This window comes from Phenylobacterium sp. (genome assembly GCF_035569475.1).
Classification (GTDB): Bacteria; Pseudomonadota; Alphaproteobacteria; order Caulobacterales; family Caulobacteraceae; genus Phenylobacterium.
This window is the reverse complement of record NZ_DATMNA010000076.1, coordinates 50,485-76,681: the sequence shown is the minus strand read 5'-3', so window position 1 is coordinate 76,681 and position 26,197 is coordinate 50,485. Positions and strand designations below refer to the sequence as shown.

General features: G+C 69.0%; 25 protein-coding genes and 1 tRNA gene. 10 read left to right on the top strand and 16 right to left on the bottom strand.

Going from position 1 to position 26,197, the window contains the following annotated elements; genetic code table 11:
• The first annotated feature begins 253 nt into the window (after window positions 1-253).
• Complete coding sequence (locus VNW53_RS11660) at window positions 254-439, top strand: hypothetical protein (RefSeq protein ID WP_325555829.1); 186 nt, start codon at window positions 254-256, stop codon at window positions 437-439.
• Window positions 440-477: 38 nt separating this feature from the next.
• On the top strand, window positions 478-1,056 hold the full coding sequence (locus VNW53_RS11655) for a hypothetical protein (RefSeq protein WP_325555828.1): 579 nt from the start codon (window positions 478-480) through the stop codon (window positions 1,054-1,056).
• A gap of 381 nt (window positions 1,057-1,437) precedes the next feature.
• Here VNW53_RS11655 and VNW53_RS11650 read toward each other — a convergent pair whose 3' ends face one another.
• From VNW53_RS11650 to VNW53_RS11640, 3 genes are read right to left on the bottom strand one after another with little or no spacing between them, the layout of a single operon-like run.
• The gene (locus VNW53_RS11650) at window positions 1,438-2,103 is read right to left on the bottom strand and encodes an SOS response-associated peptidase (RefSeq protein WP_325555827.1); all 666 of its coding nucleotides are present in this window, start codon (window positions 2,101-2,103) and stop codon (window positions 1,438-1,440) included.
• Between the two features lie 4 nt (window positions 2,104-2,107).
• The gene (locus VNW53_RS11645; protein ID WP_325555826.1) at window positions 2,108-2,260 is read right to left on the bottom strand and encodes a hypothetical protein; all 153 of its coding nucleotides are present in this window, start codon (window positions 2,258-2,260) and stop codon (window positions 2,108-2,110) included.
• Window positions 2,261-2,270: 10 nt separating this feature from the next.
• Complete coding sequence (locus tag VNW53_RS11640) at window positions 2,271-2,876, bottom strand: hypothetical protein (RefSeq protein WP_325555825.1); 606 nt, start codon at window positions 2,874-2,876, stop codon at window positions 2,271-2,273.
• A 126-nt stretch (window positions 2,877-3,002) separates the two neighbouring features.
• Between VNW53_RS11640 and VNW53_RS11635 the strand changes: the two genes are divergently transcribed.
• Both VNW53_RS11635 and VNW53_RS11630 read left to right on the top strand, forming a co-directional pair.
• A complete protein-coding gene (locus VNW53_RS11635) occupies window positions 3,003-3,605 on the top strand; it encodes a hypothetical protein (protein ID WP_325555824.1) in 603 nt (200 codons plus the stop codon).
• 169 nt (window positions 3,606-3,774) lie between these two features.
• Window positions 3,775-3,848: transfer RNA gene (locus tag VNW53_RS11630), tRNA-Arg, on the top strand.
• A gap of 48 nt (window positions 3,849-3,896) precedes the next feature.
• Here VNW53_RS11630 and VNW53_RS11625 read toward each other — a convergent pair.
• The 4 genes from VNW53_RS11625 to VNW53_RS11610 are packed head-to-tail and all read right to left on the bottom strand — an operon-like array spanning window position 3,897 to window position 7,070.
• A complete protein-coding gene (locus tag VNW53_RS11625; protein ID WP_325555823.1) occupies window positions 3,897-4,667 on the bottom strand; it encodes an anti-sigma factor in 771 nt (256 codons plus the stop codon).
• Entirely contained in the window at window positions 4,664-5,188 is a 525-nt protein-coding gene (locus VNW53_RS11620) for a sigma-70 family RNA polymerase sigma factor (RefSeq protein WP_325555822.1), read from the bottom strand. The genes VNW53_RS11625 and VNW53_RS11620 overlap by 4 nt, the downstream gene beginning before the upstream one ends.
• A gap of 8 nt (window positions 5,189-5,196) precedes the next feature.
• Window positions 5,197-6,639 (bottom strand): YncE family protein, encoded by a 1,443-nt coding sequence (locus tag VNW53_RS11615; protein WP_325555821.1) that lies wholly within the window; start codon window positions 6,637-6,639, stop codon window positions 5,197-5,199.
• Window positions 6,636-7,070, bottom strand: coding sequence for a DUF305 domain-containing protein (locus VNW53_RS11610; RefSeq protein WP_325555820.1), 435 nt, complete (start codon window positions 7,068-7,070; stop codon window positions 6,636-6,638). The genes VNW53_RS11615 and VNW53_RS11610 overlap by 4 nt, the downstream gene beginning before the upstream one ends.
• A 197-nt stretch (window positions 7,071-7,267) precedes the next feature.
• On the opposite strand from VNW53_RS11610, the gene VNW53_RS11605 reads away from it, so the two are divergent.
• The 3 genes from VNW53_RS11605 (at window position 7,268) to VNW53_RS11595 (ending at window position 12,090) form a co-directional block, all read left to right on the top strand.
• On the top strand, window positions 7,268-8,518 hold the full coding sequence (locus tag VNW53_RS11605; protein WP_325555819.1) for an acetyl-CoA C-acetyltransferase: 1,251 nt from the start codon (window positions 7,268-7,270) through the stop codon (window positions 8,516-8,518).
• A gap of 98 nt (window positions 8,519-8,616) precedes the next feature.
• On the top strand, window positions 8,617-9,708 hold the full coding sequence (locus tag VNW53_RS11600; RefSeq protein WP_325555818.1) for a serine hydrolase: 1,092 nt from the start codon (window positions 8,617-8,619) through the stop codon (window positions 9,706-9,708).
• 183 nt (window positions 9,709-9,891) lie between these two features.
• Window positions 9,892-12,090 (top strand): TonB-dependent receptor, encoded by a 2,199-nt coding sequence (locus VNW53_RS11595; protein ID WP_325555817.1) that lies wholly within the window; start codon window positions 9,892-9,894, stop codon window positions 12,088-12,090.
• A gap of 24 nt (window positions 12,091-12,114) precedes the next feature.
• Here VNW53_RS11595 and VNW53_RS11590 read toward each other — a convergent pair whose 3' ends face one another.
• Window positions 12,115-12,738 carry a TetR/AcrR family transcriptional regulator gene (locus VNW53_RS11590; RefSeq protein ID WP_325555816.1) on the bottom strand — a complete coding sequence of 208 codons (624 nt, stop codon included), beginning with the start codon at window positions 12,736-12,738 and terminating at the stop codon, window positions 12,115-12,117.
• Between the two features lie 157 nt (window positions 12,739-12,895).
• Here VNW53_RS11590 and VNW53_RS11585 point away from each other — a divergent pair, with 157 nt between their 5' ends.
• A complete protein-coding gene (locus VNW53_RS11585) occupies window positions 12,896-13,504 on the top strand; it encodes a HupE/UreJ family protein (RefSeq protein ID WP_325555815.1) in 609 nt (202 codons plus the stop codon).
• Here the strand turns inward: VNW53_RS11585 and VNW53_RS11580 are convergent.
• The 8 genes from VNW53_RS11580 to VNW53_RS11545 form a co-directional block, all read right to left on the bottom strand.
• A complete protein-coding gene (locus VNW53_RS11580) occupies window positions 13,501-15,453 on the bottom strand; it encodes a DUF3604 domain-containing protein (protein WP_325555814.1) in 1,953 nt (650 codons plus the stop codon). The genes VNW53_RS11585 and VNW53_RS11580 overlap by 4 nt on opposite strands.
• Window positions 15,454-15,478: 25 nt before the next feature.
• Window positions 15,479-16,105 carry a hypothetical protein gene (locus VNW53_RS11575; RefSeq protein ID WP_325555813.1) on the bottom strand — a complete coding sequence of 209 codons (627 nt, stop codon included), beginning with the start codon at window positions 16,103-16,105 and terminating at the stop codon, window positions 15,479-15,481.
• Window positions 16,105-17,118: a HupE/UreJ family protein gene (locus tag VNW53_RS11570; RefSeq protein ID WP_325555812.1), complete on the bottom strand. Its 1,014-nt coding sequence runs from the start codon at window positions 17,116-17,118 to the stop codon at window positions 16,105-16,107. Before VNW53_RS11570 ends, VNW53_RS11575 begins: the two co-directional genes overlap by 1 nt.
• Window positions 17,115-17,945 carry a peptidylprolyl isomerase gene (locus tag VNW53_RS11565; protein ID WP_325555811.1) on the bottom strand — a complete coding sequence of 277 codons (831 nt, stop codon included), beginning with the start codon at window positions 17,943-17,945 and terminating at the stop codon, window positions 17,115-17,117. The genes VNW53_RS11570 and VNW53_RS11565 overlap by 4 nt, the downstream gene beginning before the upstream one ends.
• Window positions 17,946-18,131: 186 nt before the next feature.
• Window positions 18,132-18,803, bottom strand: coding sequence for a TetR/AcrR family transcriptional regulator (locus VNW53_RS11560; protein WP_325555810.1), 672 nt, complete (start codon window positions 18,801-18,803; stop codon window positions 18,132-18,134).
• 183 nt (window positions 18,804-18,986) lie between these two features.
• Window positions 18,987-21,323, bottom strand: coding sequence for a TonB-dependent receptor (locus tag VNW53_RS11555; RefSeq protein WP_325555809.1), 2,337 nt, complete (start codon window positions 21,321-21,323; stop codon window positions 18,987-18,989).
• 100 nt (window positions 21,324-21,423) lie between these two features.
• Complete coding sequence (locus tag VNW53_RS11550; protein ID WP_325555808.1) at window positions 21,424-22,410, bottom strand: glutathione S-transferase family protein; 987 nt, start codon at window positions 22,408-22,410, stop codon at window positions 21,424-21,426.
• A 24-nt stretch (window positions 22,411-22,434) separates the two neighbouring features.
• Window positions 22,435-24,387 (bottom strand): DUF3604 domain-containing protein, encoded by a 1,953-nt coding sequence (locus VNW53_RS11545; RefSeq protein WP_325555807.1) that lies wholly within the window; start codon window positions 24,385-24,387, stop codon window positions 22,435-22,437.
• Window positions 24,388-24,529: 142 nt separating this feature from the next.
• On the opposite strand from VNW53_RS11545, the gene VNW53_RS11540 reads away from it, so the two are divergent.
• Both VNW53_RS11540 and VNW53_RS11535 read left to right on the top strand, forming a co-directional pair.
• Complete coding sequence (locus VNW53_RS11540; protein ID WP_325555806.1) at window positions 24,530-25,555, top strand: glutathione S-transferase N-terminal domain-containing protein; 1,026 nt, start codon at window positions 24,530-24,532, stop codon at window positions 25,553-25,555.
• A 150-nt stretch (window positions 25,556-25,705) separates the two neighbouring features.
• Entirely contained in the window at window positions 25,706-26,068 is a 363-nt protein-coding gene (locus tag VNW53_RS11535) for a response regulator (RefSeq protein WP_325555805.1), read from the top strand.
• Window positions 26,069-26,197 lie beyond the last annotated feature (129 nt).

Genomic DNA, 26,197 nt, shown 5'->3' with positions numbered 1-26,197 from the left:
AATGGAAGGGGTATTGGCGGCGAGGGACTTGAGTTGGGACACATTACCAACTAATAACGCGCCGCCTTCGGAATTCCCCTTGCAACCATCTAATTGCGTAGGCATTTTCCCCTCTCGGAGTGGTTGAATCTCCCCCGAGAATCGGGTGTCAACAAAAATATGTGGGCAAAACCCACTAATTGAGTTAAATTCGCGCTTGACGGCGCGGAGCTAGGCAGTTTTTGCCCACTCCGCCTCGTCGCAGGAGAAGCAAATGTCGACGCAAACGGATATCGCGAAGCGTCGTCTCTTTGGAGACGATGGTCTCCACGCGAGTAATTTCAAACTTTTCCCAGGAACGAGCCGGGAAAAGACCCCTCAGCAAATCGCCGAGCAGGTCAACAAAATCGTCACTCAACTTGAAGAGGGCGACTTTGAAGAGGTACAATCCGAGGATTAATCATCCTCGGCGGCGCTGGGGGCATACCCTCGGCGTAAATGACCTATCAAAAGCTTTTTGATCATTGCCAGCCACTAACGCCCGCCATCGGGCGTGGTGTGATTCGCGCGAAGGTCGCCGAGTTGACCGGCATCAAGATTCGCATCGCTAAGACGACAATGGACGTGAAGGTATGCCGGGGGATGTACCTCTCGGCAAGAAACACCAACTCGCGCATAGTCCAGCAGCTCGGAACCAACGTTGTTGTTCTTCCCAGGGAGGGGAACAACAACTGCTGGGAGCGCTTCGTCGAAGTCAAAGAGTACATGCACGCCTTTGATTCCGAAGATGAAGCCACTGATACTGGCGAAGAGTTCGATAATCTACTCAAGGAGTTCACCAGTTCTGAGAACATGAAACGCTCCGAACAGATGACCGGCGAGATAAAAGCTTTCTGGAGGGCCCTCGCAGCCTTGTGCCCGGAGCCCCAGCGTCAAGCGTTAATTGCCGAGCGAGATGCGCGGGGCCCGGATTTGTCAGACTACGCGGTCGCTCTGCGGCTCAAGATACCTGAGCTATATGTGCCGGGACTATTCCAGCCGTGGTATGAGGAAAACCTGAAAGAGGTTCTTGCCTAAGCCAGCCGCCACCCCTTCGTAGTCCCGCGGTAGCCCGTCGTGGCGGGGTGGGGCGGCTACAACGCAGCAGCCGCCCCTACGTGACGCCTTACAGCTTCTGGTGGGAAGGCGGGTTTGGCGTCACGCGTCCGACAAAAGGCGCTGCGCCGGACGCGGTTCCATCAGCCGCCAACCCTTGTAATCCCCGGCTTGCGGAACCTCAGCCCCGGCGCCCGCGCCGGTGGTCCCGTGACTTCCGGCCGCCGCCGCCCTCAGCAGCCCTCGCGCGGTCCAGCGCGCTACGCCACTCCGGATCGACCTCGTGCTTCGCGGCGTACGCCAGGGCGAAAGCCAAGTCGTCCGGCCCGTACTTGGCGAGCGCCTCATCGGCTTCGTCCGCTGTCATGCTGCAACGTCCACTTCGAAGCGTTCCGGCCGGACTGACTTCATCAGCTCCACGGTGCCTTGGGGCGAGTCCAGCCAAGTGCTCCACTCGTCCGGTTCAAGGATCACCGGCGCCCTGTCGTGATAGTCGCTCAGCCAGCCGCCCGAGGGGCCAGTGAAGATCGCGAAGCTCTTGATCTCGCCTTCGTCCAGCGTGCGGCAGGGGCTCCAGAGGCCCGCGAACCAGATCGGCTGGCCATCGGCGCGGGCGAAGCGGTGCTTCGCCTTCGAGTCCTTGTCGCCGGTCCACTCAAACCAGGCGCTCGCCGGCACGATGCAGCGGCGGCTCTTGAAGGGGCCGGCCCAGGTCACCGAAGGCTTGCCGTCCGGGTCGGTGAAGGGCTCGGTCTTGCAGTTGAAGGTGGTCAGCTTGAAGCCGTCGCCCTTGCCCTTCTCGGTGTCCTTCAGCGGCTTGCCGTTCCAGTAGTGGGGGACCAGCGACCAGCGCATATTTTCCACGATCCACCCGCCGTCCTCGACGCGCGCCACAGCCTGGGGCGTGGTCGGCCGCACGTCGGCGCTGGGCTGCACGTTCAGCGGGGCAGAGGTGACGGGCAGCAGCGTCGAGAGCTGGCGGTGAATGTCCGCCCAGGTCAGATGAGACGTGTCGAAGCGGCCGCACATAGGATCAGGCCTCCGCCGCGCCGGGATTGCCCTGGACGATTTCGCGCCACATCGCCCGCCGGGCCTCGGGGATCTCTTCCCAGGGCAGTTGCAGACCGCTTTCGGCCGACGCCTCGTACTCGGCCTTCGCCTTGCGCTCGATCTCGTCGTCGGTCATGGGCGCGATCCTACCCCCGCTGACGCAGGCGCCTAGCCCAAGCCTCGAAATCCCGGCCGGTCAGCCTCCAATACAGCAGCATCGCCCCGGCCCAGGTCCCGAGGGTCTCGCCGTTCGGCTTGTGCCGATCCTCGATCGCCGCGGCGGCGACGCGCACCGGAACGTCCAGGTCGTCCAATGCCGGTGGTGCCCACCCGGGCCGGCAGTCCTCGGCCAACTGCTTGATGCGGCGCGTGTCGCGCCTGGTGAAGCCGAAGGACCGTAGCCAGGCCTTCCGCCGCGCGGCGGGGTCATCCGGAGGCGCGTCGTCGTTGGCTGTCCCCTCCAGCCCGAAGACCTTGCGCCCAGGCGGCGTCAGAAGGGGCCTGAAGGGCGTGCCGTGGCCGAGCGACGCCATGTAGTGGCCCCCTGCCCCGCATATCGGGCACGGCGGGCGGCAGTCCCACAAGGACGTGGCCTTGCCGCGGAACCGCGCCATGCCGGCGACATCGAGCTCGGTCCAGGCCTTGCACTTCGGGTCGTCGCAGCAGAGCGCGAGGACCGTCTTGTGAAACGCCATTTCGCCGAGCGTGCGCTGCCAGGCCAAGACATGGATTGGGCCGCGACGATCTCCCATGCAGCTCTCCGAGAACAATTGCGGAACATGGAGGCGGTGCACCGCTCCTCGTCAAGCTTAATAGGTCGTTCTCCACAGCTAGGGACCCACTCAGCGGCGGGGCGGAATCGTGAGAGCGTCGTCACCATGGTCGATCCCATGCATTGCGCTGCGACGGTCACCGAACTCGCGGATGTCTGGTGCCGCATGGACGCGCACGAGGGACAGGCAGCATGGGCGCAGGCCTTCGGTGTGGTCGCGGCGATCTTGGCCTCGGCGGGTTTCGCGCTTTGGGTGCCTCTGCACATGAGGTCGGTCGAATGCCGATCCGAGTGTCTACGCGCCAAGCGTGCGATCCAGCGAGCCATTGAGATGCTGGCTGCCTCGGTCATCTCGGTGGGCGACCTCATTAAGGCCGGTGAGGTCGGCGACGGAACGGCCCGACTGCAGGACGGTAGAGTGCGGCAAGTGCGGCTATTGCTCGATGGTCTTCCTCGATTCAGCCTCGGCCCCGCTGCCCTTTCGCTGATCGATGATGTCGACGGGAAGTGTATCGTCGTCGACACCCTGATCACAGCCGGCAGGGCAGCAGGTGCAGCCGCACAAGGCCAGGACCCTCAGGTGGCTGGCCTGCTTCAGCAGATGGAAGACGTGTATGCCATCGCTGGGCGCCTTCGAGCGCGCCGCGTACAGGGCGATTGGCTACTGGACCTTCCCGAAGGTGATCCTGACGCTCAGACGCTGGAATGAACACCGGCCAGCCGGTGATACGGGCACTACGCAGTCATTGCGCGGATCGAGCGCCCATGGCATCCGAGCGCGTGATCAGGCTCGAAACCTTGTCGTTTGTGCCCCATGTGTGCCCCACGAAACACACACGGACCAGGGACGGGGCCTAAGTGGCTGATTTCACTCGCGTGGCCTCGTAGCTCAGCCGGATAGAGCAGGGCTTTCCTAAAGCCAAGGTCGGGGGTTCGAGTCCCTCCGAGGCCGCGTAGAGTCCATCGTGGCTGTCGCCAGCCGCTGCACGATGCGCGGGCGTCACACGTGGGCTTCGGCGGCGCGTCGAACCTCGTCGGCGATGGGATGCAGTTCCCGCGCGCTGGCCGAGCCGACGAGGCTGTAGCCCAGGCCCTTGTTGGCCCAGGCGACGCCTCCCACCCCATGGTCGCCATGCTCGGACATCCGGGTGGTCTCGTCGTTCGCCATGGGCCGGACCACCACCGCCAGCCGCTCGCTCTTCGCGCCCTCATAGAGGAACATCGCCGCCGGGCCGTGGGGCGTGGTGACCAGGCGTCCGCCGAGCAGCCGGAACCCGGCGGCGGTCAGGTCGGGAGGGACGACGCGGCGCTGCAGCCGGTCGGAGACCCACGCCACCAGCTTGGGCTCGTCCGCCGCGGCGATCTCCACCGGACGCGTGGTGTCATTGGCATAGACGCGGTAGCTCTCGGCCGCCTCGCGCGCCAAGGCGGCGACGCCGTTCTGCGGGACCGCCACTCCGCGCATGGCCCAGCCGCCGGCGAGGCCGGCTGCAAGAGCCAGGGAGGCGGCGACGGGCATGCGCCAGGCGTCGGACCGGCCACGCCGCGCCTCGACGAGGCGCCGGACGTCGAGCGTCGGCGGTATTGGCGCTTCGGCGAAGGGGCGCAGGGCGTCGCGCAGCATCGCGCGGTCGGCGCTGTAGCCGGCCAAGGTCTCAGCGATCTCGGGGTGATCGGCGAGATAGCCCCGCACGGCGGCCATCCGGGCGTCGTCAAGCCGGCCCTCGACGTAGGCGTGCAAGTCTTCTTCTGTGATGGGGCGATCGGTCATTTGACTATCTTGAGAGCGGGCCGCGCGGCCTTGGCCGGCTGACCCTCCATGATCTTGCGAAGGGTCTCGCGGGCGCGGGCGAGACGCGACATCACCGTTCCCAGCGGCAGGCCCAGCACCCGCGCCGTCTCGGCGTAGGTCAGGTCCTCGACCGACACAAGCAGGAGCACGCTCCGCTGATCCTCCGAGAGTTGGCCGAGGGCGCGCAGCAACTCCCGGCGCCGGACAACGTCCTCCTGGGCCGGCAAGACGGCGAGCGCCGACGCCGGCGCGTCTTCGAGCGCGACGCCCAGGCCGCGGCGCCGGGTCCGGCGGAAGCGGCTGACCGCGAGGTTGTGCAGGATGGAAAACAGCCAGGTGCGCACGTTGCCGTCGGCGCGGCGCTGTCCCCAACGGCCGACGGCCCGCTCGAGGCAGTCCTGCACCAGATCGTCGGCGTCGCCGTCAGGCCCCACCAGGGCGAACGCATAGCGCCGCAGGGCCGGAATGATCGGCTCGATGAGGGCTATGGCGTCCTGCATGGCGGCCGCTACGGCGTCTGGCGCTGCACGACGGCGCCGGGCGCCTGGGGCGTGCCCTGGGCGATCACCAGGTAGCGCCGCATGTCGCCGGCGTCGGCCTGGACGAGCTGGCGGATGGGACCCACGGCGTTGACGATGGCCGAGCCGGCCGGGTTGGTGGTGAAACCCGACAGCGGCTGCAGCGGACCCGTCCCGTCGGGCCTGCCCGCCAGCGCCAGCACATAGGCGGTCTTGGGTTCGAGGCCGGCGGCCGAGGCTTGCACGACCTGGACGAGGCCCTGGTCGAACAGGCTGACGCTCGTTGCAGCCTTCGCCGTCGCGCCGTCGAGGGTCAGGTGCGCCGCCTGGCCGGCGAGGCCCAGCGGCTGGAGGCCGCTCACGCCCTGTCCGTCCGGCACGGCGTTCGGCACATAGGCCAGCGCCTGCGGCGCCTGCCCGATCGGAACGTTGGCGATGACCTTGTTGGCGGTGGTGTCGATCACCGCCAACTGGTCGGCGTTCTCCAGGCCGACATAAACCCGCGAGCCGTCGCCGGACGGCCAGATCCCGTGCGGCAGCTTGCCCACCGGGATCGTGGCCACCCTGGCGAAGGTCGCTGTGTCGAACACCTGCACCTCGTTGAGCCCGCCGATTGTGACATAGGCGAACTGCCCTTTTGACGTGCGGACGAAATTGACGTGGTTGGTGATGGGGCCGGTGTCGATCACCTTCAGCACCTTGAACGGCGGCCTGGCGTCGAAGGCGACGGTCTTGCCGACGTCCTTCAGCGTGAACCAGACCTGCGTTCCGTCCGGCGTGGCGGCGATGTTGGGGCAGAAGGGGCTGGGCTGGACGACCTTGCCGACGATCCTGTGGGCGGCGACCGAGACGACGTCTGTCTCCGGGTTGAAAGAGGAACAGACGTAGCCGTAGCGGCCGTCCGGCGAGAAGATGGTCATGCCAGGTCCCGCCGGCGTCCTGATGCGCGCCTTTTCCTCGAAGGTTCGACCGTCGAGCACCGCCACGTAGTCCTCCCCGCGAACGGTGACCCAGACCTCCTTGCCGTCCTGGGTGAAAAACGCCTCGTGCGGCGAGCGGCCGACGTAGGTCGTGTGCTTCACCGCGTTGGTCGCCGTATCGATGAAGGTCACGGAATTGGAGCCGATCGACACGACCGCGAGGGTCCTGTGGTCCGGCGAGAAGCCCATGCCGTGGACCAGCACCTGGCCCTTGTAGAGCGGCGAGAAATTGCCGGGCTGCGGGTCGCCGAGGCGGATGACGCCCAAGAGCCGATTGTCGACGGGGTCGGTGACCGAGACGGTGTTCGAGAACTGCTCGGCGGCGTAGACGCGATCCTTGTGGCTCACCGCCACATCGGGGCTTGCGGCCTTGCCCGGGGCCTGACCGGCGAGAGCGGCGGTCGCGATCGCGCTGGAGGCCAACAGCGCCGAGACCAGGATCTTCGTATTCATTGACGTGGCTCCGAATGCAGATGATGCGCCGCCGCGTGCGGGCTATCCGCCGCGGGCTGAGTCGGGGAAGGCGTGGAGGCGGGCAGCGGGTCGCCGAGCGCCAGGCGCATGGCCGCGATCTCCTGCTGCTGATCGACGATGATCTCCTGGGCGATGCGTCTGAGCTGCTCGTTCTTGCCGTGGCGCAGCTCGGACTCGGCCATCTCGATCGCACCCTGATGGTGCGGGATCATCATCTCGGCGAAGTCCCGGTCGACATCGCCGGACGGCCGGATCGACATGCCGGCCATCATCCTGTCCATCGCCGTGGCGTTCTCGGCCTTGAAGGCCGCGGCGGCGTCCTGCGCGAGGGCGGCGGACGCGGCAAGCGTACAGGAAGCCGCGGCGAGGACCGCGACGACGGTTCCGATCCGGCGATCGCGTCGAGGCATGGAAATGGGCTCCAGAAGGTGTCTGGCCCGTAAGACGCCCGTGCCTTGCAGTTATTCCGGCCAGCCGAACTTTTTTCTTCGCGCGGGCCGGATGAACGGGGATGCGGGGCGGCCCCGCGTCACACAGCGGGCTAGACTGACGCTACGGCCATCGGCGACGGTGGCGGCCCGCAAACGACAGCCCCGCAGGAAGCGCCATGCCCGAAGCCCTCATCATCGACGCCGTCCGCACGCCCCGCGGCATCGGCAAGGTCGGCAAGGGCGCCCTCGCCGACCACCATCCGCAGGCGCTCGGCGCCACGGTGCTCAAGGCCCTGGCGGAGCGCAACGGCCTGAACACCGCCGAGGTGGACGACATCATCTGGGGCACCTCGTCCCAGCGCGGCAAGCAGGGCGGCGACCTGGGCCGGATGGCGGCGCTCGACGCGGGCTACGACGTGCGCGCCTCGGGCGTCACGCTGGACCGCTACTGCGGCTCCGGCATCACCGCGGTGAACCTGGCCGCGGCGCAGATCATGTCGGGCATGGAGGACCTGGTGATCGGCGGGGGCACCGAGATGATGTCCTACACCGCCTCCAGCGCCCCGCCGCGCGACCCCAACGCCGGCCCGATGCTCATGGATTCCGGCAACCTCTCCCTGCGCGCCAAGCACCCGCAGTCGCACCAGGGCGTCTGCGCCGACGCCATCGCCACCATGGAGGGCATCTCCCGGGAGGCGCTGGACGAGCTCGCCCTGCTCAGCCAGCAGCGCGCCGACCACGCCATCAGGAACGGCCACTTCGACAAGTCGCTGGTCGCCGTCTATCGCGAGGACGGCTCCATCGCCCTCGACCGCGAGGAGTTCCCCCGCCCGCAGACCACGATGGAGGGCCTCTCGGCGCTGAAGCCCTCCTTCGAGGCCATGGCCAATGTTCCGCTGGACGAGAAGGGCACGACCTTCGCGGGCCTGATCAACCAGGTCTATCCGGACCTCAAGATCCAGCACTTCCATCACGCCGGGAATTCCTCGGGCGTCGTGGACGGGGCCGGCGCCGTGCTGCTGGCCTCGCCGGAGTACGCCGCCAGGCACGGGCTGAAGGCCCGCGCCCGGGTGGTCGCCATGGCCAATGTCGGCGACAGCCCGACCCTGATGCTCAACGCCCCGGTTCCGGCGGCGCGCAAGGTGCTGGCCAAGGCCGGCCTGACCGTCGACGACATCGACCTGTGGGAGATCAATGAGGCCTTCGCGGTGGTCGCCGAGAAGTTCATCCGTGACCTGCGGCTCGACCGCAAGAAGGTCAACGTCAACGGCGGCGCCATGGCCCTGGGGCACCCGATCGGCGCCACCGGCTCGATGCTGATCGGCACGATGGTCGACGAGCTGGAGCGCCGTGGCCTCAAGCGCGGCCTGGTCACCATGTGCGCGGCGGGCGGCATGGCCCCGGCGATCATCATCGAGCGGGTCTGAAGCCCGGGCCGGCGCCGCGACAGGATCGCTTGCGTCGGCCCCGGCAAGCTGCTGATCTCTACCGAACGGTCGGTAAGAATCCGGGGAGGGGCACGGTGATGATCACGCGGCGCGCGGCGGCGGCGTCCCTGGCCCTGGGCGGCCTGGCCTGCGGAACGGCGGCCCGGGCCGCGGCGGCCGCGGAATACTGGCCGAGCCTGACCGGCTGGGAGGCCGTGGAGCCGGCGGCGGCGGGCTTCGATCCACAGCGCCTGGCCGCCGCCATGGATGCGGCCATGGCCGACCGCAGCTCCGATGTCCTGGTCCTGCGCGGCGGCCGTATCGCCGCTGAGCGCTATACTCCCGACGGCGGCGTGGACCGCAAGCAGCAGATCGCCTCGGCGGCCAAGAGCATGGTGTCGGTGCTGGTCGGCGTCTGCATCGACCAGGGCAAGATCAAGTCCGTCGACCAGAGCGCCGCCGACTTCATCGCCCCTTGGCGCGGGACGCCGAAGGCCGCGATCACCCTCCGCCACCTGCTGACCATGACCAGCGGCCTCGACGACCGGGGCCTGGCGCTGCGCGGCGTCGCCGGCGACCAGTTCGCGATCAATGCGGCGGCCCCCCAGATGGCGCCGCCCGGGACGCGCTGGGCCTATCAGACGGCCGTGTTCCACCTGCTCTACCACGTGGTGGCGCACGCGGCGGGCGAGCCGTTCGAGGCCTTCGCCACGCGCAACCTCACCGGGCCGCTCGGCATGCGCCATACCGACTGGGTCACCAGCATCGGCCAGGGCGCCGGCGGGCCGGTGACCAACTACTACACGGCCAGTTGCTCGGGCCGCGACCTGGCGCGCTTCGGCCTCTTCGCCCTGCGCGGCGGCCGCTGGGCCGGCCAGCGGGTGGTCAGCGCCGACTATCTGCGCCGAGCGACCTCGCCGTCCCAGGACCTCAACCCGGCCTATGGCTTCCTGTGGTGGGAGAACGCCAGGCCCGGCTTCGGCGCCGAGGAGGCGGTGCGCGGAACCGCGGAACTGCGGTTCGAAGGCTCGCCCCGCGACACCTTCGCGGCCCTGGGCGCCGGCGGGCAGGTGGTCCTCGTGGTCCCGTCCCTCGATCTGGTGGTGGTCCGCCAGGGCCAGGCGCCGGGTCCCCGGATGCTGCAGGACCTGCTCGCCTCGACCTGCGCCGCCCTGCGCCGTCCGGCGTGAACCCTTGTGAGGGAACCGGATCGCCCGTAGGATACAAACCGACCGGTCGGTAAACAGCCGACCCAAAAGGGCCGCCGGAGGCTCATCGTCCCCGGCGAGCCGATCAGAGGCGAGACGGCTTGCGCCGATCCCGCCCCAGCAAGGGGAAACGACATGAGAAGGCTCCTTTTGGGATTCGCCTCCGTGGCGGCGCTCGTCGCCGGCGGTGGCTCCACGGCCCAGGCCCAGTCGTCGGCCGCCACCAAGGCCGGCAAGGCCGACGCCACGGAGGTCGGCGAACTGGTCGTCACCGCGCGCAAGCGCACCGAGCGCCTCCGCGACGTGCCGATCGCCGCCAGCGTGATCGGCTCGGTGGACATCGACCAGCGCGGCGGCCTGCAGGGGGTGAAGGACCTGGTCACCACCATCCCCAGCGTGGCCTTCGGCGACACCTCGACGCCGCTGACCTCCGAGATCTCCATCCGCGGGTCCGGCACCAGCCGCGGCACCAGCGCCGACTCCGGCGTCGGCCTCTACCGCAACGGCGCCTATGTGGGCGGCGGCGCGCAGGGCGGGCGCACCTACAGCCGCTTCGACCTGTTCGACGCCGGCCAGATCGAGGTGCTGCGCGGCACCCAGGGCGCGCTCTACGGCCGCGACGCGGTCGGCGGCGCCATCAACATCCTGACCGCGCGCCCCAACCAGACCGAGTCCGGCTCGCTGTCGGTGAAGGCCGGCAACAAGGAGTTCACGGAGGTCGAGGCGGTGGTCAACCACCCACTGACCGACCACCTGTCCCTGCGCCTGAGCGCCGACGTCATGGGCCAGCCGAAGGGCTTCTATTACAACCCCGACCTCAACGCCTACCTCGACGCCCAGTCGACCCACGCCTACCGCGGCCAGCTGCGCTACGAGAACGGCCCGTTCGACGCCAACCTGATGGTCGAGCACGCCAACAACCGCTACCCGGCGCTCAACCTGCAGCTCTGGGTCTATCCGAACGCCACCGAGCCGAACGGCGTCTTCATCCAGCCCAAGTTCTCGCGGCCGCACAACTTCATGGACGACGACACCGATACGGTGAACGACGTCGAGTTCACCTCGAACTACAAGTTCGACTTCGGCACGCTGAGCTGGATCAGCCTGTGGCGCGACCGCAAGGACATCCAGCAGTTCGACAACGACCTGCTCGACCCGGCGCTCGCCGCCCAGATCGCCGCCGCCGGCCTGTTGGCCAAGGGCGCCGCGCTCGGCGAGGTCAACGGCACGCAGCAGAACCACGGCCACACCCGCAGCTTCAACCAGGAGCTCTACCTGTCCGGCGACCTGACGCCGCGCTGGAAGTACCTGGCGGGCGCGGAGTACCTGCGCATCCAGGACGACGACACCGTCACGGCCACCCGCACGCCGACCAAGGCCAATCCTTCGACCGGCGCGGTCTCCCCGGCGTCGCAGACGCTGAAGTCCTGGGCCGCCTACGCCAGCCTCGACTACGCCGTCACCGACCCGCTGCACGTCACCGGAGAGGTTCGCTACACCAGCGACGACAAGACCTTCACCGCCAACCAGTTCGACTTCGGCACCGGCCTCGCCACCGCCGGCAAGCTGGTCAACGCGACGTTCAGCCCGAGCAACACCGCCTACGACGTGACCGCGGCCTACAAGTTCTCACCCCAGTGGATGGCCTACGCCAAGGTCGGCACGGGCTTCCGCGCCGGCGGCTTCAACTCGAACCTCGGCGTTCCCCAGCAGCCGATCCCCATCCCGGTCAGCTACGGCAACGAGAACACCACCTCCTATGAGCTCGGCGCCAAGGGCAACCTGATCCGGCAGGTCTACGTGACGGCCGCGGCCTACTACACCGACATCGACAACCTGATCATCCAGACCGACAACGGCTGCAAGGCGACCAACCCGGTCTGCCCCGTCGCCCAGACCAACTTCGCCACCGATGGCGGGCGGGCCTGGGTCCGCGGCCTGGAGGTCGAGGCCACGATCAACTTCCATCCGTTCGACGGCGACCTGGTCGGCACGTTCGGCGCCTCGACCCAGGAGGGGAAGATCACCGGCGGCGTCTACAGCGGGGACATGCCGCCGCAACTGCCGCACTACCTGACCTCGGCGAACCTCGACTACAGCCATGCCGTGGCGTTCGACGCGACCGGCTTCGTGAACCTGGTCTACAGCGGCCGTTTCGGCGGGGTGCAGGAGATCGCCCAGACGCCGAAGCTGCACCAGTACCAGCTCTTCAACACCCGGTTCGGCGTCCGCAAGGGCCCGATCGAACTGGCCGCCTACGCCAACAACATCTTCAACACCACCTACATCGAGTTCGAGGCCGCGACCTCCCGGCGCTGGAACGAACCCAGGACCTACGGAGCCCAGCTCATCTACAAGTGGTGAGGGCGCGCGGGGCGCCGCGTCGCGTCAGGCCTTCAGCACCCCGTGCAGGGCCAGCGCGACGATGCTGTCGGCCACCGCCTTCGACGTCAGCCGCCCGCCGGGGCGGCGCCAACGGTTGGTCCACATGACCATGCCGATGATCGAGAAGGCGCTGACCGTGGTGTCGAGCCCGTCGGCCAGGCGCCCTTCGGCCTTGAGTTCGTCCAGCGCGCCGCGGATCACCTCGAACACCTGCCGCAGCCGGCCTTCCATCTCCAGGCGCCGCGCGTCGTTCAGCCCGATCAGGTTCTCGACCAGGGCGGTGACGGGATTGCCCACGTCGGATTCCACGTGGCTGATGTTTTCGACGTGCAGGCGGATCATGGCGGCCAGGCGGGCTTCGGGATCCTTGATCGCCCGCGCGGGCTCGATCACCTCGCGCTCCAGCCGCTCGACCCCGGCGTCGACGATTTCGGTGAGCAGCTCTTCCTTGCTCTCCACGAAGTGGTAGAGGCCGGGCTTGGTCAGGCCCACCGCATCGGCGATGTCCTGCATCGAAGCGCCGTCGAAGCCCTTCTCGACGAACAGGCGCGAGGCCGCCAGTCGGATCTGCTCCTGCCTGGCGACGCCCTTCTCGGCTCTCGAAGTCGTCCGCGGCGCCGTCGCCATTCTGCAAAGGTCTCCAACACGCCGCCGCGACCGCAGCCGACGTAACAAAGGCGCGTCAGGATGGATAGCGATTCAGCGTTTCGCAAGTGATCGAGGCTTGCGCGACGCCGCGGCATGATGACTCTCAAGACAAACGCCATCGCCGTCGGAGCGTGTCTTGAGCCGGACCAAGGTCAGTGATCTTCCCCTCGCCTTCCCGCTGATCCTGCTGGTGCTGGCCCTGCCCTCGGCGGCCGCCGCCCATGTGGTGCGCGGCGAGGCGGTCGGCTTCTTCAGCGGCTTCGAGCATCCGATCTCGGGCCTCGACCACATCGTCGCCATGGTGGCCGTCGGCCTGTGGGGCGCGCAGCTCGGCCGGCCGGCGATCTGGCTGTTGCCGGTGACCTTCCCCCTGGTCATGGCGTTCGGCGGCTTCCTCGGCCTGATCGGCGTGCCCCTGCCGGGCAGCGAGGTGGCGATCGCGTTGTCCGGGGTCTGCCTGGGCGCGGCCGTGCTCGCCGAGTTCCGTCCGCCGCTGTGGGCCGCGGCGATCCTGGTGGGGATCTTCGGGCTCTTCCACGGCTACGCCCACGGCGCCGAACTGCCGCCCGGCGACAACGCCCTGCTCTACAGCCTGGGCTTCGTGCTGGCGACCGGCCTGCTGCACGCCAGCGGCATCGCGCTCGGCCTCGTGCACCGCTGGTCGTGGGGCCGCATGGCCCTGCGGGGAACCGGCGCCGCGATCCTGTCCTGCGGCGCCTTCTTCCTCTGGGCGGCCCTAACCTAACCCTTCGGCGGGGTGAACCAGATGGGCGAGGTCCAGGCCCGCTCCTGGATGGTCGCCGGCGCCTTGGCCGGGATCGGCAGATGGTTGGCGATGGCCAGGTGGGTCGTCCACCGCGCCGTCGGGATCTCCAGCACCCGCGCGTAATAGACCGCCGGCACATGCGGGTCGAAGGTCGGGTCCTGCCACTCGGCGGTCAGGGTCGTCGCGCCGATGGTGTTCGCGGTCTTGCCGGTGGTCAGGTCCACGGTGTTGCCCACGGCCGGCGCCTTGCCGGTCTTGGGGTCCGCCTTGCGCCCGCCCGACAGCGCCACGTCGAAGACCTTTTCCTTGTAGTCCTTGCCCACCAGCCAGACCTTGATGATCTGGGCGCGGTCGAGGTTGGCGCCGTCGGGATCCTTCATGGCTTGCAGGATGAAGCGCGGCGCCTTGCCGCGCGCCACGGCCGGCAGGTCGGAGCCCATGGGAACGCCCTTGGCATAGGCCTCCTTCACCCAGTCGGCCTTGCCGATCAGGGTCGGGGCGAGATCGAAGCCGCCGAACATCCGCACCCGGATGCGGGTGCCCGTCGTGGCGAAGGTCTCCTTGCGCCTCAGGGCGGCGAAGATCGAGGCGCGCGTGTTCTCCTCGGCCCAGACGCCGGTGATCGAGGCGCCCGCGAACTGCAGCGGATCGTTCTCCCGCTGCCCGTTCGGCCGCACGCCCACCTCGCCCTCGGCGCGCGCCATGCCCAGCGCCGTGCGCGCGCCGGCGCCCGTCGGCAGCATGGTGTGCTTGTCCAGGCCGCTGATGCGCCCGGCGAAGCTGTCCTCGTCGCTGACGCTGAGGCCGTTGTGCAGATCCGACGCCCCGACGATGCCCATCTTGAAGGGGTTGGCGCCCACCTGCGACAGGACCACCAGGCCGCGGCCGAAGGCCTCGCGGACATAGGAGCCGTGCTGGTTGGGCGAGGTCTCGCCCTTGTAGACCCGGTCCATGATCTCGAAGTTGGCGAACTCGTCGTTGGGCGACAGCTCCGGCGTGGTGTCGGACGTGCCCTTGGTCTGGGCGATCTCCACCAGCGGCTCATTGAGGGCGCGGTTCTGGGCGTAGGCCTCGTCGATGGGCCGGCCGTCGGACATGTTCCAGTCGAAGTCGCGGCCGTCGCTGAGGTTCGAGTTGTGCGGGATGGCCAGCACGTCGATGCCCTGCTTGCGCACCGAGTTCAGGTATTTCCAGAGGTCTTCCGGCTTGTTGGAATCCACAGCCGTGAACGGGTTCGGCGCGTGATCGGAATTGAAGATCACGTTGCGGTGCATGTGGATGCCCTGGCCCGGCGAGGAGGTCCATTCGTAGGCCACGAAGGTGGTGAACTTGCCGGGCTGATAGTTGGCGTTGGCGGCCCGCATCTCGACGTTCCAGCCGTCGGCGGCCTTGGCCGCCTCCTTCATGATCGGCGGAGTCTCGCCGCCGCCCTCGACGTGCAGCATCTGACCGGCCTTGAAGAAGGCCTGCTGGCCGCCCTTGCCGAGCTCCTTGCCGATGTCCGATTGCGAGAAGGCGCTATTGGGATCGTCGAGCTGGGTCATGGCGCCCAGGTATTCGGAGTGGTCGGTGACCGCGGTGAAGTCCAGCGGCCAGGCGCGGCGGGCCGGGACGGCGGCGGTCGCCTTGACGCCCTGTTCGATGGCCACCTGGCTGGCCGGCACCATGATCGTCTCGCCGCGGGCGAACTTGTAGGCCTGGTCGGGCGTGACCTTGGTGCCGAAGGCCCAGGCGTCGAAGGACATCACCGTGTGCAGGTGCAACTCGCCGAAGAAGGCGCGGCGGGCGGCGGGGTCGATCTTCGTCGGGCGCGCGGCGGCCGCCTTGCGGGCGCCGGCCTCGGTCTGGGTGAAGGCGCTCTGTGTAAACGCCGCCGTCGCGGCCACGGCGACCAGCGCCGTCGTGATCCAAAGTCCGCGATACTTCATCAAAGCCTCCCTCGGGTGTTCTCACTCATGAACCGGTGACACGCGCGCCGTAGCGCCAGACCCAGCCGGCCAGCAGCAGGCCGGACGCGGCCAGCCAACTGCCGCTCACCCGCACGGCGACCACCATCCAGGCGCGTGTCAGGGGCAGGGTCAGGGAGGCGGCGACGGCGAAGACCACGAAGACGCTGGCGGCCATGCCGGCCAGGCTCCCGAGGTGCGGCAGGCTCGCGTCCACGCCGGCGAGGTCCGCCACCCCGCGCAAAGCGCCCAGAGCCGCCGCCGCGGCGGCGCTGCCGATGCGGGGCGGATCGAGGTTTGCCGCAAGGCCGCCGCCGATCAGCAGGAACATCACGGCCGTCGCCCCCGACAAGCCCGCCGCCGGGGGAGAGAGGCCCGCCATGGCGGCGATCCCGCCGGCCAGCCAGGCCAGCGGCAGTACGGCCAGCAGCAGGCGCGTGGTCGCTGGGCCCCGCAGGCCCGCGAAGAAGGCCAGGGCCACCACCGGCAGATAGTCTTCGGGGCTGAGGCCGAAGTGGGTGATCCCGTCGTAGATCGGGCCCATGCCGGTGGCGACCAGGTGCGCCTGGGCGGCCGTCGGGACGGCGGCCGCGAGCGCCAGGGCGGCCAGGACCAGCCGGCGGCGCGCGCCCATCACGTCGCCCCCAGCAGGACGGCGCTGTACTGGAAGGTCCACATCGCGCCCAGCGCCCCGATGGCGTAGGCCGGCAGCGCCGTCACCGGCCGCGGCCAGTCGAGCGCCATCAGCCGGAAGGCGCGGATCAGCGCCAGCACGACGGCCAGGAACGCGAGCTGGCCGATCTCGACGCCGACGTTGAACAGCGCCAGGGCGCCGACCAGCGCGCCCTTGTCGAGGCCCAGCGTCGAGAGGCCATTGGCGAAGCCCATGCCGTGCAGCAGGCCGAAGGCGAAGGCCACGATCCACGGATAGCGGATGGTCAGGCTGGTCCCGCCGCGCGCGGCGCGCAGCGCCTCCGGCGCCACAAACAGGATGGAGAGCGCGATGAGGGCGTTGAGCAGCGGCGTGGAAAGCTGGATGTGGCCCAGCGTCGCCGCCGCCAGCGTCAGGCTGTGCGCCACGGTGAAGGCGCTCACCGTCTTCACCAGCATCCAGCGGTCGCGCACGATCAGCAGCAGGCCGAGCACGAACAGCAGGTGGTCAGGCCCGGTGAGGATGTGCTCGATGCCGAGCAGCAGGAAGGCCGAGACGGCGGTCGGCGCGCCGGCCTTCAGGTCGATGCGGAACTGCGACGCCTCGGGCCGCACGATGGTGTCGACGCCCTCGCCGCCCTTCAGCCGAATGCGCACGAAAACGTCGGTGATGGTGTTCTGCAGGCCCTCGATCGAGACCGTCCGGCCCTGCAGCGGCGACGGCCCCGGCGCGCGCACGGTCCACTGCCGGATCAGGAAGCCGCCGGTGGCGTACTGGTCGGCCGGCGGCTGCTCCAGCCAGCCGTTGGACAGGTGCGGGATCAGGTGGATCGCCACATCGCCCATCACCGGCTGCTTCCAGGTCGCCGTGTAGGTCGAGGGGCCGGTCTGATCGATTTCCAGGTAGGCCGGCCGCACCTCGTGGGCGAGGGCGGCGCGGGCGCCCAGCAGGCCGCAGGCCAGGGCCAGCAGCAGGGCCAGGAGCCGGCGCCTCATGGCGCGGCCTTGCGGTCGGCGCGCACGACGGTGAACCGCCGCGCGATCTGCTCGAAGGCCGCCGCGTTGGCCCGGTCCTGGGCGCCTTGAAGATAGTCGGAGCGCACCCGCTCGCGCACCGCGGCCAGGGGCGGCCGGGTCGGCGCATCGCGCGCGGCCACATAGAGCAGGTGCCAGCCGTAAGCCGAGCGGAACGGCCCGCTCCAGCGGCCCGTGGGCGCGGTGAACACCGCCTGGGCGAATTCGGTGCGGCCGAACAGCCGCTCCACCTGCTCCGGCTCGAAGGCCGAGAAGTCGTAGAGGTCGGGGAAGGGGTCGCCGCGTTCCGGCCCGCGGGTCACGCCCGCCGGTATGCGCGCCAGGGCCCCCTGGGCGCGAGCCCGGGCCGCGGCGTCCCCACCGGGCCCGACGGCGAAATAGATGTGGCTGAACCCGGCCCGCGAGGGGGCCGCGTAGCGGTCGACGTGGGCCGCGTACCAGGCGGCGAGATCTGTCTCGGTCGGTTCGGCCGGCGCGTGCAGGTTCTGGATCAGGAACTGCTCCTTCTGCACCACCCGGCGGCGGACGATCTCGTCGTCCTGGTCGAGCTTCAGCGCCCGGCCCTGGCGGAACAGCATTTCGTCACGCAGGTCGTCCTGGATGAGTTGTTCCAGGGTGGCGGCGTCCGGCGGCGTCCCGAACTGCAGGGCGTAGCTGCGCGCGAGCTGCGCCACATGCGCCGGCGTCACCTCTATGCGATAGACGTCGGTGCGCGTCTGATAGGCCCGCCCGGCGAGGAACAGCAGCAGGCCCAGAATGACGAAGTGGAACAGCGGCTCCCTCAGCACGCGCCGCAGCCAGCCCCGGGCGCCGTCACCGGCTGGGCGAATTCCGCCGCGCGCGGAGGGCTTGTTGATGTCTATCTTGATGACCGCGCCGCCCCAGCTGTCCGCTCCAGACCTTGAATCCTATGGCCTTCCCCAGGCGTGGGACAGCCGGACCTCGCAGCATTCCGCATCCCGAAACAACCGGCCTCACCTTCGCGGCGCGGACGCCTCGAGGCCCAGGTAGCGGAACAGCATCAGCGCCAGCTCGTCGTGCAGCCGCGGATCCTCCACCGAAAACGGGCCGGGACCGTGCAGCATGGCGCTGATGATCTGGCCGTGCAGCATGCGCATCGCCAGGTGGGCGCGGTCGGTCAACGCAGGATCGTCGGGCGCCGCGCCGCGCCGGCGCAACAGCTCCACGATGCGGCCGGCCTCCAGGATCTCGATCCGCCGCATGGGCGGCCAGACGTCGTGGCCGCGCAGGCTGAGCTCGAACAGCGCGCGGTAGTAGCCCTCGATCCCCTTCATGGTGCGCGCGGTGTTGCGCACCAGGCGGACGAACACCTCCATCAGCGGGTCGGTCAGGCAGGCCGGATCGTCGAAGAAGCGGGCGATATTGACCTCGCCGTGCGCGGCCATGTCGGTCTGCAGGGACAGGAAGAAGGCCTCCTTGTCCTGGAACCGCCGATAGAAGCTGCCCACCGAACATCCCGCCCGCTGGGCGATGTCGGCCACGTGCGCCTGCCAGAAGCCCTTTTCGGCGAAGACCCGCTCGCCGGCCTTCAGCAGGCGGTCGCGTTGCTGGCGGCTGCGCTGCTGGTAGGCGGGCTTCGCCCATGCCGGATCGCCGGCCTCCGGGCGGGGCTCCTCCAGGTCCATCGAGCGCGCTCCGGCTGCCTCCACGTCAACCCAGGAACGCGCGGCGGATGAAGCCGCGTCAAGCCCCGGTGAAGCCGACGGTGGGATGCGGGGCGGTTTCGCCATCGTGATCGGCGGGTCCTCAAGTCCGTGCTTCTCGAAGGCGCGCGTCCGGCTGCGGCGAGGCCGGACGCGCGGCCAGGGTCAGTGCTTGACGGTCAGTTCGATCCCGAAGGTTCGCGGGGTCCCGTACCATCCGAAGAAGCCCTGCGCGCCGGCGGTCCCGCCGCCGCTGATCAGGCCGCCCAGCGGCTCGGCGGCGGTGGCGACGTAGTAGGCCTTGTTGGCCAGGTTGCGGCCGTAAAGCGAGACCTTCCAATTGCCTGACTCCGACCCGACACCGATGCGCAGGTTGAGCAGCGAATAGGCGCCCTGCAACGAGCGGGGATCCAGCGTGCCGTCCTCGAGCTGCTTGGCCTGGTAGGTCACGCTGCCGTTGACGAAGCCGTCGAGCCCGGTGGAGCCCAGCGGCGAATCCCAGTTGGCCGACAGGCTGCCGGACGAGGCCGGGTTATAGGCCGGCCGCAGGCCCGTGTAGTTGCAGGTCCCGGGCTTCGCGCCGTCCGGGGTCCTGCCGACATAGCACTGGGCCGAGGGATAGCTGGTGAACTTGGCGTCGTTCACCTGGCCGCTGGCGGCGATAGTCAGGTGCTCGACCGGCGCCCACTGCAGGTCGACCTCCAGGCCGTCGATGCGGCGGTCGCCGGCGTTGCCGACGATGAAGCCGATGCCGGTGAGCGGGTTCAGGGTCGATTCCTGGAAGCCGTTCAGCTCCATCCGGAAGACGTCGGCGTTCAGCAGCACCTTGCGGTCGAAAAAGGTCGACTTGACGCCGGCCTCGTAGGTGGTCGAGGTCTCCGGATTGAAGGCGAGCGGCGTACCGGCCGAGGTCTGGCGCGCGTTGAAGCCGCCGTCCTTGAAGCCGGTCGCGGCGATGGCGTAGGCCATGACGCCCTGGGTGATGTCGTACTGGGTCCCGAGCGACCAGGTCAGCTTGTGGTCCTCGCGGCTGAGCGACTGAAGCGGATTGATCGGAAACGAGGCCTTGAAGGCGGCCGAGGCGCCGGGATTGTCGACGCTGGCGGTGACGGCGTCCTTCTTGTCGTTCGAGTAGCGCAAGCCCCCGGTCACCCGCCAGGCGTCGGTCAGGTGGAAGGTGGCCTGTCCGAAGGCGGCGATGCTCTTGGTCGTCTGGTTGTAGAAATAGAAGGTGTTGTCGCCGGGGGTGATCTTGCCGGTGGCGCCGGGGAACACCCGGTTGGCGCCGACGTGGGCGGTGAGCCGGTTCTGGTAGTCCTCCGACTCGCGGAACAGGTAGATCCCGCCCAGGTATTCGAGGCGCTGGCCGGTCGGCGAGGCGATCCGGAGCTCCTCGCTGTAGCTCATGGACTTCAGCGGCTGCGGGCCGGTGCCGACGTCGATCGGCAGGCCGTCCGCCGACAGGGTCTTGATGTTGTCGTAGAACTCGTTGAACGCGGTGATCGACGTCAGGGTGTGGCCGCCCAGGACCTTGACGTCGACCTGGCTGGAGACCCCGTAGATCTGGGTCACGTCGTCGCCCACGGTCTCGTCGTCCACCGTGAAGTCCAGGCTGGTGAACTTGGTGAAGGGGTGGCCCGCCGCGACCATCGCCGCCAGGAAGCCCGGGGTGGCGATGCCGCCCGGCCCGGTCGGATTGATCGGCTCGCCCGTGCAGCAATGCGAATGCAGGTGGGTGTAGTAGCCGATGAAGTTGGCGGTGATGTCGTCGGTCGGGGTCCACTTGATGCGGCCCCGAACGCCCTGCTGCTGGCCGTCGTTGGTGCGCGAGCCGTCGTAGAGGTTCTTCTCGTAGCCGTCGTGGCCGTTCGTCCAGGCGGTCAGGCGGCCATTCAGATTGTCGGCGATCGCGCCGCCGACATAGGCCGAGACGTGGAATTCGTCGAAGTTGCCGACGCCCGCGGTCATCCCGGCCTCGGGCGCGGCGGTCGGGTCGCGGGTCACGATGTTGATGGCGCCGACGGGCGTGTTGCGGCCGTAGAGCGTGCCTTGCGGACCGCGCAGGACCTCGATCGAAGCGATGTCCTGGATGTTCGACTGGATCGGGCCCGCAGCCGGCATGAAGACGCCGTCCAGGAAGATGCCGACGCTGGGCTCGATGCCCGGATTGGTGCCCGACGAGCCGATGCCGCGGACCAGGATGGTGGTGTTTCGGTTGTTGTTGGAGGCGACCAGTTGGACGCTCGGCATCTGCTTGGCGACGTCGGTGAAGTTGACGATGCCCTGCCGCTCGAGGTTGGAGCCGCTGAACGCCGAGACCGACATCGGCACGTCCTGCAGGTCCTGCGCCCGCTTCGTCGCGGTGACGATCAGGGTCTCGACCTCGGTGGCGCTGGCGGCGGCGGCCGTCGGCGTCGCCTGGGCGTGGGCAAGGCCGGGCGCAGCCATCGCGGCGAGCGAAGCGCCAAGCAGCAGACTGCGGGTGAGCGCGGATGAAATCATGGATGTTCCCCTATGAAGGCCGTTCCGTTCGTCTAGACGCGAACGTGAATTCCGCTTCAGCATCCGCCCGGCCGCCGGGGCTGTCAACCGGAACGGCGGCTCATGTTTTGGACTGTGGCGCGAACGCCTCGGCCAGGCTCAGGTCCTGCAGCCAGCGTTCGACCTCGTGCCGTTCGCGGCCGAACAGGCGGCGGCCGATCCGCTCGCGGATCAGGTCCCGCGACTGCACGGGATAGGTCCGCGTCAGGTAGCTGGCGGGCTCGCCATAGGTGTCGACGGTGAACGCCTTCGCCCCGCTCTCCACCGCCGCGGCGTTGGCCGCCAGGACCGGCGCATAGCGGCTCGCCGTTTCTTCCAGCACGTGCCGGGCGAAGGCGGTGGACGTCGGGAAGGCCGCCCAGGCGCCCAGGCCGTCCCAGTCGTCGGCGCCGCGCTCGGCCCAGGCGACCAGCCGCGGAAAGCGCTCGACGACCTTGCGCGGATCCGGGTCGTGAAGGGTGTGGGCGCGGAACCCTCCGAGCATCATGCAGTCGGCGGCGCTCGGCCGGTCGCCCAGCAGGTAGCGGGTCTGCGCCAACTGGGCGTCGGCGGCGGCCAGCAGGCGCTCGTACTCCGCCTCGGCGGCGGCCTGGTGGAAGGCCGTCTCGGTGCCGGTGGCGCGGCAGGCGCGCGGACCCCAGCCGCGGATGAACTCAGCGGCCGTCTCGTCGCCGCCGGCGATGGCGCGCGAGGCGAACTCGGCGCTGGCCGGGTAGTGCCAGCGGTAGTGCACCATGGTGCGCGCCACCCACTCGTCGAGATATTCCTCGACCACCTGCGCCAGGACGCCGAGCGGGCCCTCCGGGAACAGCCGCCGGTCGGGGAAACGCTGGTCGAGCAGGTCGATAATCGGCGTGGTGTCGGCCAGCATCCAGCGCTCGGGCGTCAGCAGGACCGGGACCTGATGGGTCCCGGCGCGCCGCTCGATCTCCTCGGCGTCCGGCCGCCCGCGCTTCAGGACGAACTCGAAGGGCGCGCCATAAAAGGTCAGCGCCGCCTCGAGCTTGCGCGTGAACAGGCTCTGCCGCGAGCCGTAGAGCACGTACATGGACGGCGCCGGCTCGCGGGCCGCCTATCGCCGATCCGGGCCCGGGATCTGCGCCACCTTGGTCCCCGGCGGCGTGTACCAGATGGGCGAGCACCAGGCCCGCTCCTGGATCGTCTTGTCGCGGCCCGCGGGGAACGGCAGATGCCGCTTGATCGCCAGCAGCGTCGTCCAGCGCGGCGTCGGGATTTCCAGCGCCCGGACATAGTAGACCGCCGGCCGGGCCGGATCGAACTCGGGATCGCGCCAGACGGTCTGCAGCACCGGCGCGCCGATGGTGTTCGTATATTTGCCGGTCTTCAGGTCGACGGTGTCGCCAACCGCCGGGGCCTTGCCGGTCCGCGGGTCGACCTTGCGGCCGCCGGACAGCGCCACGTCGAACACCTTTTCCTTGTAGCCCTGGCCGTCCAGCCAGACCTTCACCATCTGCACCCGGTCGAGGTTGCCGCTCTCGGGCGCCTTCATCGCCTGGACGATGAAGGTCGGCGCCTTGGCTGCGCGCGGAGCCGCCGGCAGGTCGCCGCCCATGGGCGCGCCGGTCGCGTAGGCCTTGGCCACCCAGTCCGGCCTGGCCAGCATCGACGGCGTGAAGGACCACCCGCCGAACGCCCGCACGCGGATGCGCGGGCCCGAGGTCGCGAAGGTCTCCTTGCGCTTGAGCGCCGCGAAGATCGATTCCCGCGTGTTGTGCTCGGCCCAGACGCCGGTCAGGCCGGCGGACGAAAAGATCGTCTGGTCCTCGTTCTGGTGCTCGCCGCCCGTCGCCTCGGCCTGTTCGTCGATGAGCGCCGGCGTCGGGACCAGGTTCAGGCGGTGCTTGGCGGTCTCGACGTCGGGCAGCATGGTGTTCGGGTCGATGCCGAACGGGCCGCCGGCCATGGCGTTCTCGTCGCTGGCGCTCAGGCCGTTGTGGATGTCGGACGCCCCGACGACGCCCATCTTGTACGGGTTGGCCCCGACCTTCTGCTGGATCACCAGGCCGCGCCCGAAGGCCTCGCGGATGTAGCTTCCGTGCGACTTGCTCTTCTCCTCGGGGTGGGTGAGCAGGTGGTCGAAGATCTCGAAATTGGCGAACTCGTCGGAGGATGACAGCTCCGGATTGGTCTCCGACTGGCCCTTGTTCTGGGCGATCTCGGTCAGTGGCTCGTTCAGCGCGCGGCGCTGGGCGTAGGCTTCGTCGATCGGCCGGCCGGCGCTGTCGTTCCAGTCGTACATCAACCCGCCGGAGACGTTGCCGTTGTGCGGGATGGCCAGAGCCTCGACGCCGCCGGCGCGGTTCTTCTCCAGGTAGGACCAGAGGTCCTCGGGCTTCGGCGAGTCGGCCGAGGTGAACGGCAGCGGCGCGTCGTCGCCCTTGAAGATCACGTTGCGGTGCAGGTTATAGCGGCCCTGGTTCATCGACGACCATTCGTAGGCGATGAAGGTCGTGAACTTGCCGGGCTGGTAGTTGCCGTTCGCCGCCTGCTTCTCGGCCTCCCAGGCGTTCTTCATCGCCGGCTTGGCGTTCATCTCCGGGATTGGCGTGCGCCGGTCGACCGCGTTCTTGAGGATGTAGAAGGCCGAGGCCGGATCCTTGGCGATCCGCTTGCCGACCTCGCTCAGCGAGAAGGGGTTCGGCGGATGATCCAGCTGGTTCATCACCCCCATGTTCTCGGAGTGGTCGGTGACCGCGGCGAAATCCAGCGGCCAGGCCCGGTGGGCGTGGGTCGCGCCGAACGGGATCGTCTCGCCGCGCGCGAACTTCAGGGCCTGGTCCGGCGTCGTCTTGGTGCCCATCAGGCTCCAGGCGTCGAAGGAATAGGCGGTGTGCAGGTGCAGTTCGCCAAAATAGGCGCGCCGGTCCGCGGCGGCCGCCGGCGCGTTGGACGCCTTGGGCGCGGGCTTCGCCACCGGATCGGCCTGGGCCGAGCACCCCGCGATGAACAAGGTCGTCGCCATGAGCGCCCAGCGGCGCCCCAGTTCGCCCATCCGCGCACCCATGATGTCCTCCTCCCGATTTGGCCCGCGGCTCTGACGGCCGCCGAGGTTCCGCTTGAACGGAACCGGAATTTCAGTTCACTTAATCCTGAAGCGCGGCCGCCTGTCAACGCGGCGGCGAGCGACGGACCCGAGGAAGCAGGCCATGACCGAATTGTCCCCGATCGCGCTGAAGGGCGTGCCCGGCTCACCCTACACCCGCAAGATGCTCGCGCTGCTGCGCTACCGGCGGCTGCCCTATCGGCTGATCCTCGCCTCGCACGAGGCGCCGGGCCTGCCCATGCCGAAGGTGAGCCTGCTGCCGACCTTTTTCTTCCCCGGCCCGGACGGCGAGTTGCAGGCGGTGACCGATTCCTCGCCGATCCTGCGCCGCCTGGACGCCGAGCATCCGGCCCGGCGCGTCCGGCCCGAAGACCCGGCCCTGGCCTTCCTCGACTCCCTCCTGGAGGACTACGCCGACGAGTGGCTGACCAAGGCCATGTTCCACTACCGCTGGCGCTACGAGCCCGACATCAAGCGGGCCTCCGACGTCCTGCCGGCCTGGCGCGGGCGCGCCTCGGACGCCGCCCTGGCCGAGGCCGGCAAGGCGATCGCCGCGCGCCAGATCCCGCGCCTGCGCTACGTCGGATCGAACGAGGTGACCGGGCCGGTCATCGAGGCCAGCTACATGCGCTTCCTGGACGCCTTCGAGGCGCACCTTCGCGACCATGCCTTCCTGCTGGGCGCCCGGCCGGGCGGCGGCGACTTCGGGGCCTTCGGCCAGCTCACCCAGCTCGCCATGTTCGACCCGACGCCCATGGCCATCACCGCGGCGCGCGCGCAACGGGTGTTCGCCTGGGTCGGCGCGGTGGAGGACCTGTCGGGGCTGGAGCCGGCGCCGTCCGACTGGTTTTCGCCCAGCGCCCTGCCCGCCAGCCTCAAGGCCATCCTGGCGGAGGTCGGCCGCGTCTACGCCCCGCTGCTGATCGCCAACGCCAAGGCCGTGCAGGCCGGCGCCGAGCGGGTCGAAACAGAGATCGGCGGCCAGCCCTGGATCCAGCAGCCCTTCCCCTACCAGGCCAAGTGCCTGGCCTGGCTGCGGGAGGAGTACGCCGCCCTCAACTCCGGCCAGCGCGCAAGCGTGGCGGCGACCCTGGCGGACGCCGGATGCGAGGCGCTGATCGCGGCGTAGAGCCCTCCCCGCTCACCTCGAATTCATCTGGGCGGATACTCGGTGGAACCAATCCCAGATCGGGGCGTTGCGTCTTCGGCGCGGGAAACCTGTGAGGTGCGCCGGGGAGGGTATTGCCATCTTACCGCGCGCAGGCCTTTGGGCGCTCTGATGGCTACAATCCTGGTCGTCGAGGACGAGGTCTTCATCCGCCAAAGCGCCGAATGGGCGATCCAGGACCTGGGTCACACGCCGCTGCTGGCCGGCGATCTGACCGAGGCCCTGGCCCACCTGACGGGCGCGGCCCCCATCGACGGGCTCTTTGTCGATATCCGCCTCAACACCCTGGCCTTCGGAGGCTACGACGTCGCCGACCGGGCCGTCGGCATCCGGCCTGACCTGCGGGTGCTCTACACCTCCGGCACGCCCCTGGCCGAGACCATGAGCCAACGCTTTGTCGAAGGCGGCCGGTTCCTCCAGAAGCCCTACTCCGCCGCGCAACTCGGATTTTCTCTCGGAGAGCTGCTACAATAGCCGCCGCGATGTGTTGCAACCCCCGCAACGCCCGCCCCCGCAGACCTGAACTAGGAAACCCCATCGGGATTTCAAAAACGAAGCCGCTCGCCTCCGGCCGCGGCCCCGCGGCTTCTGAGAACGCGCCCC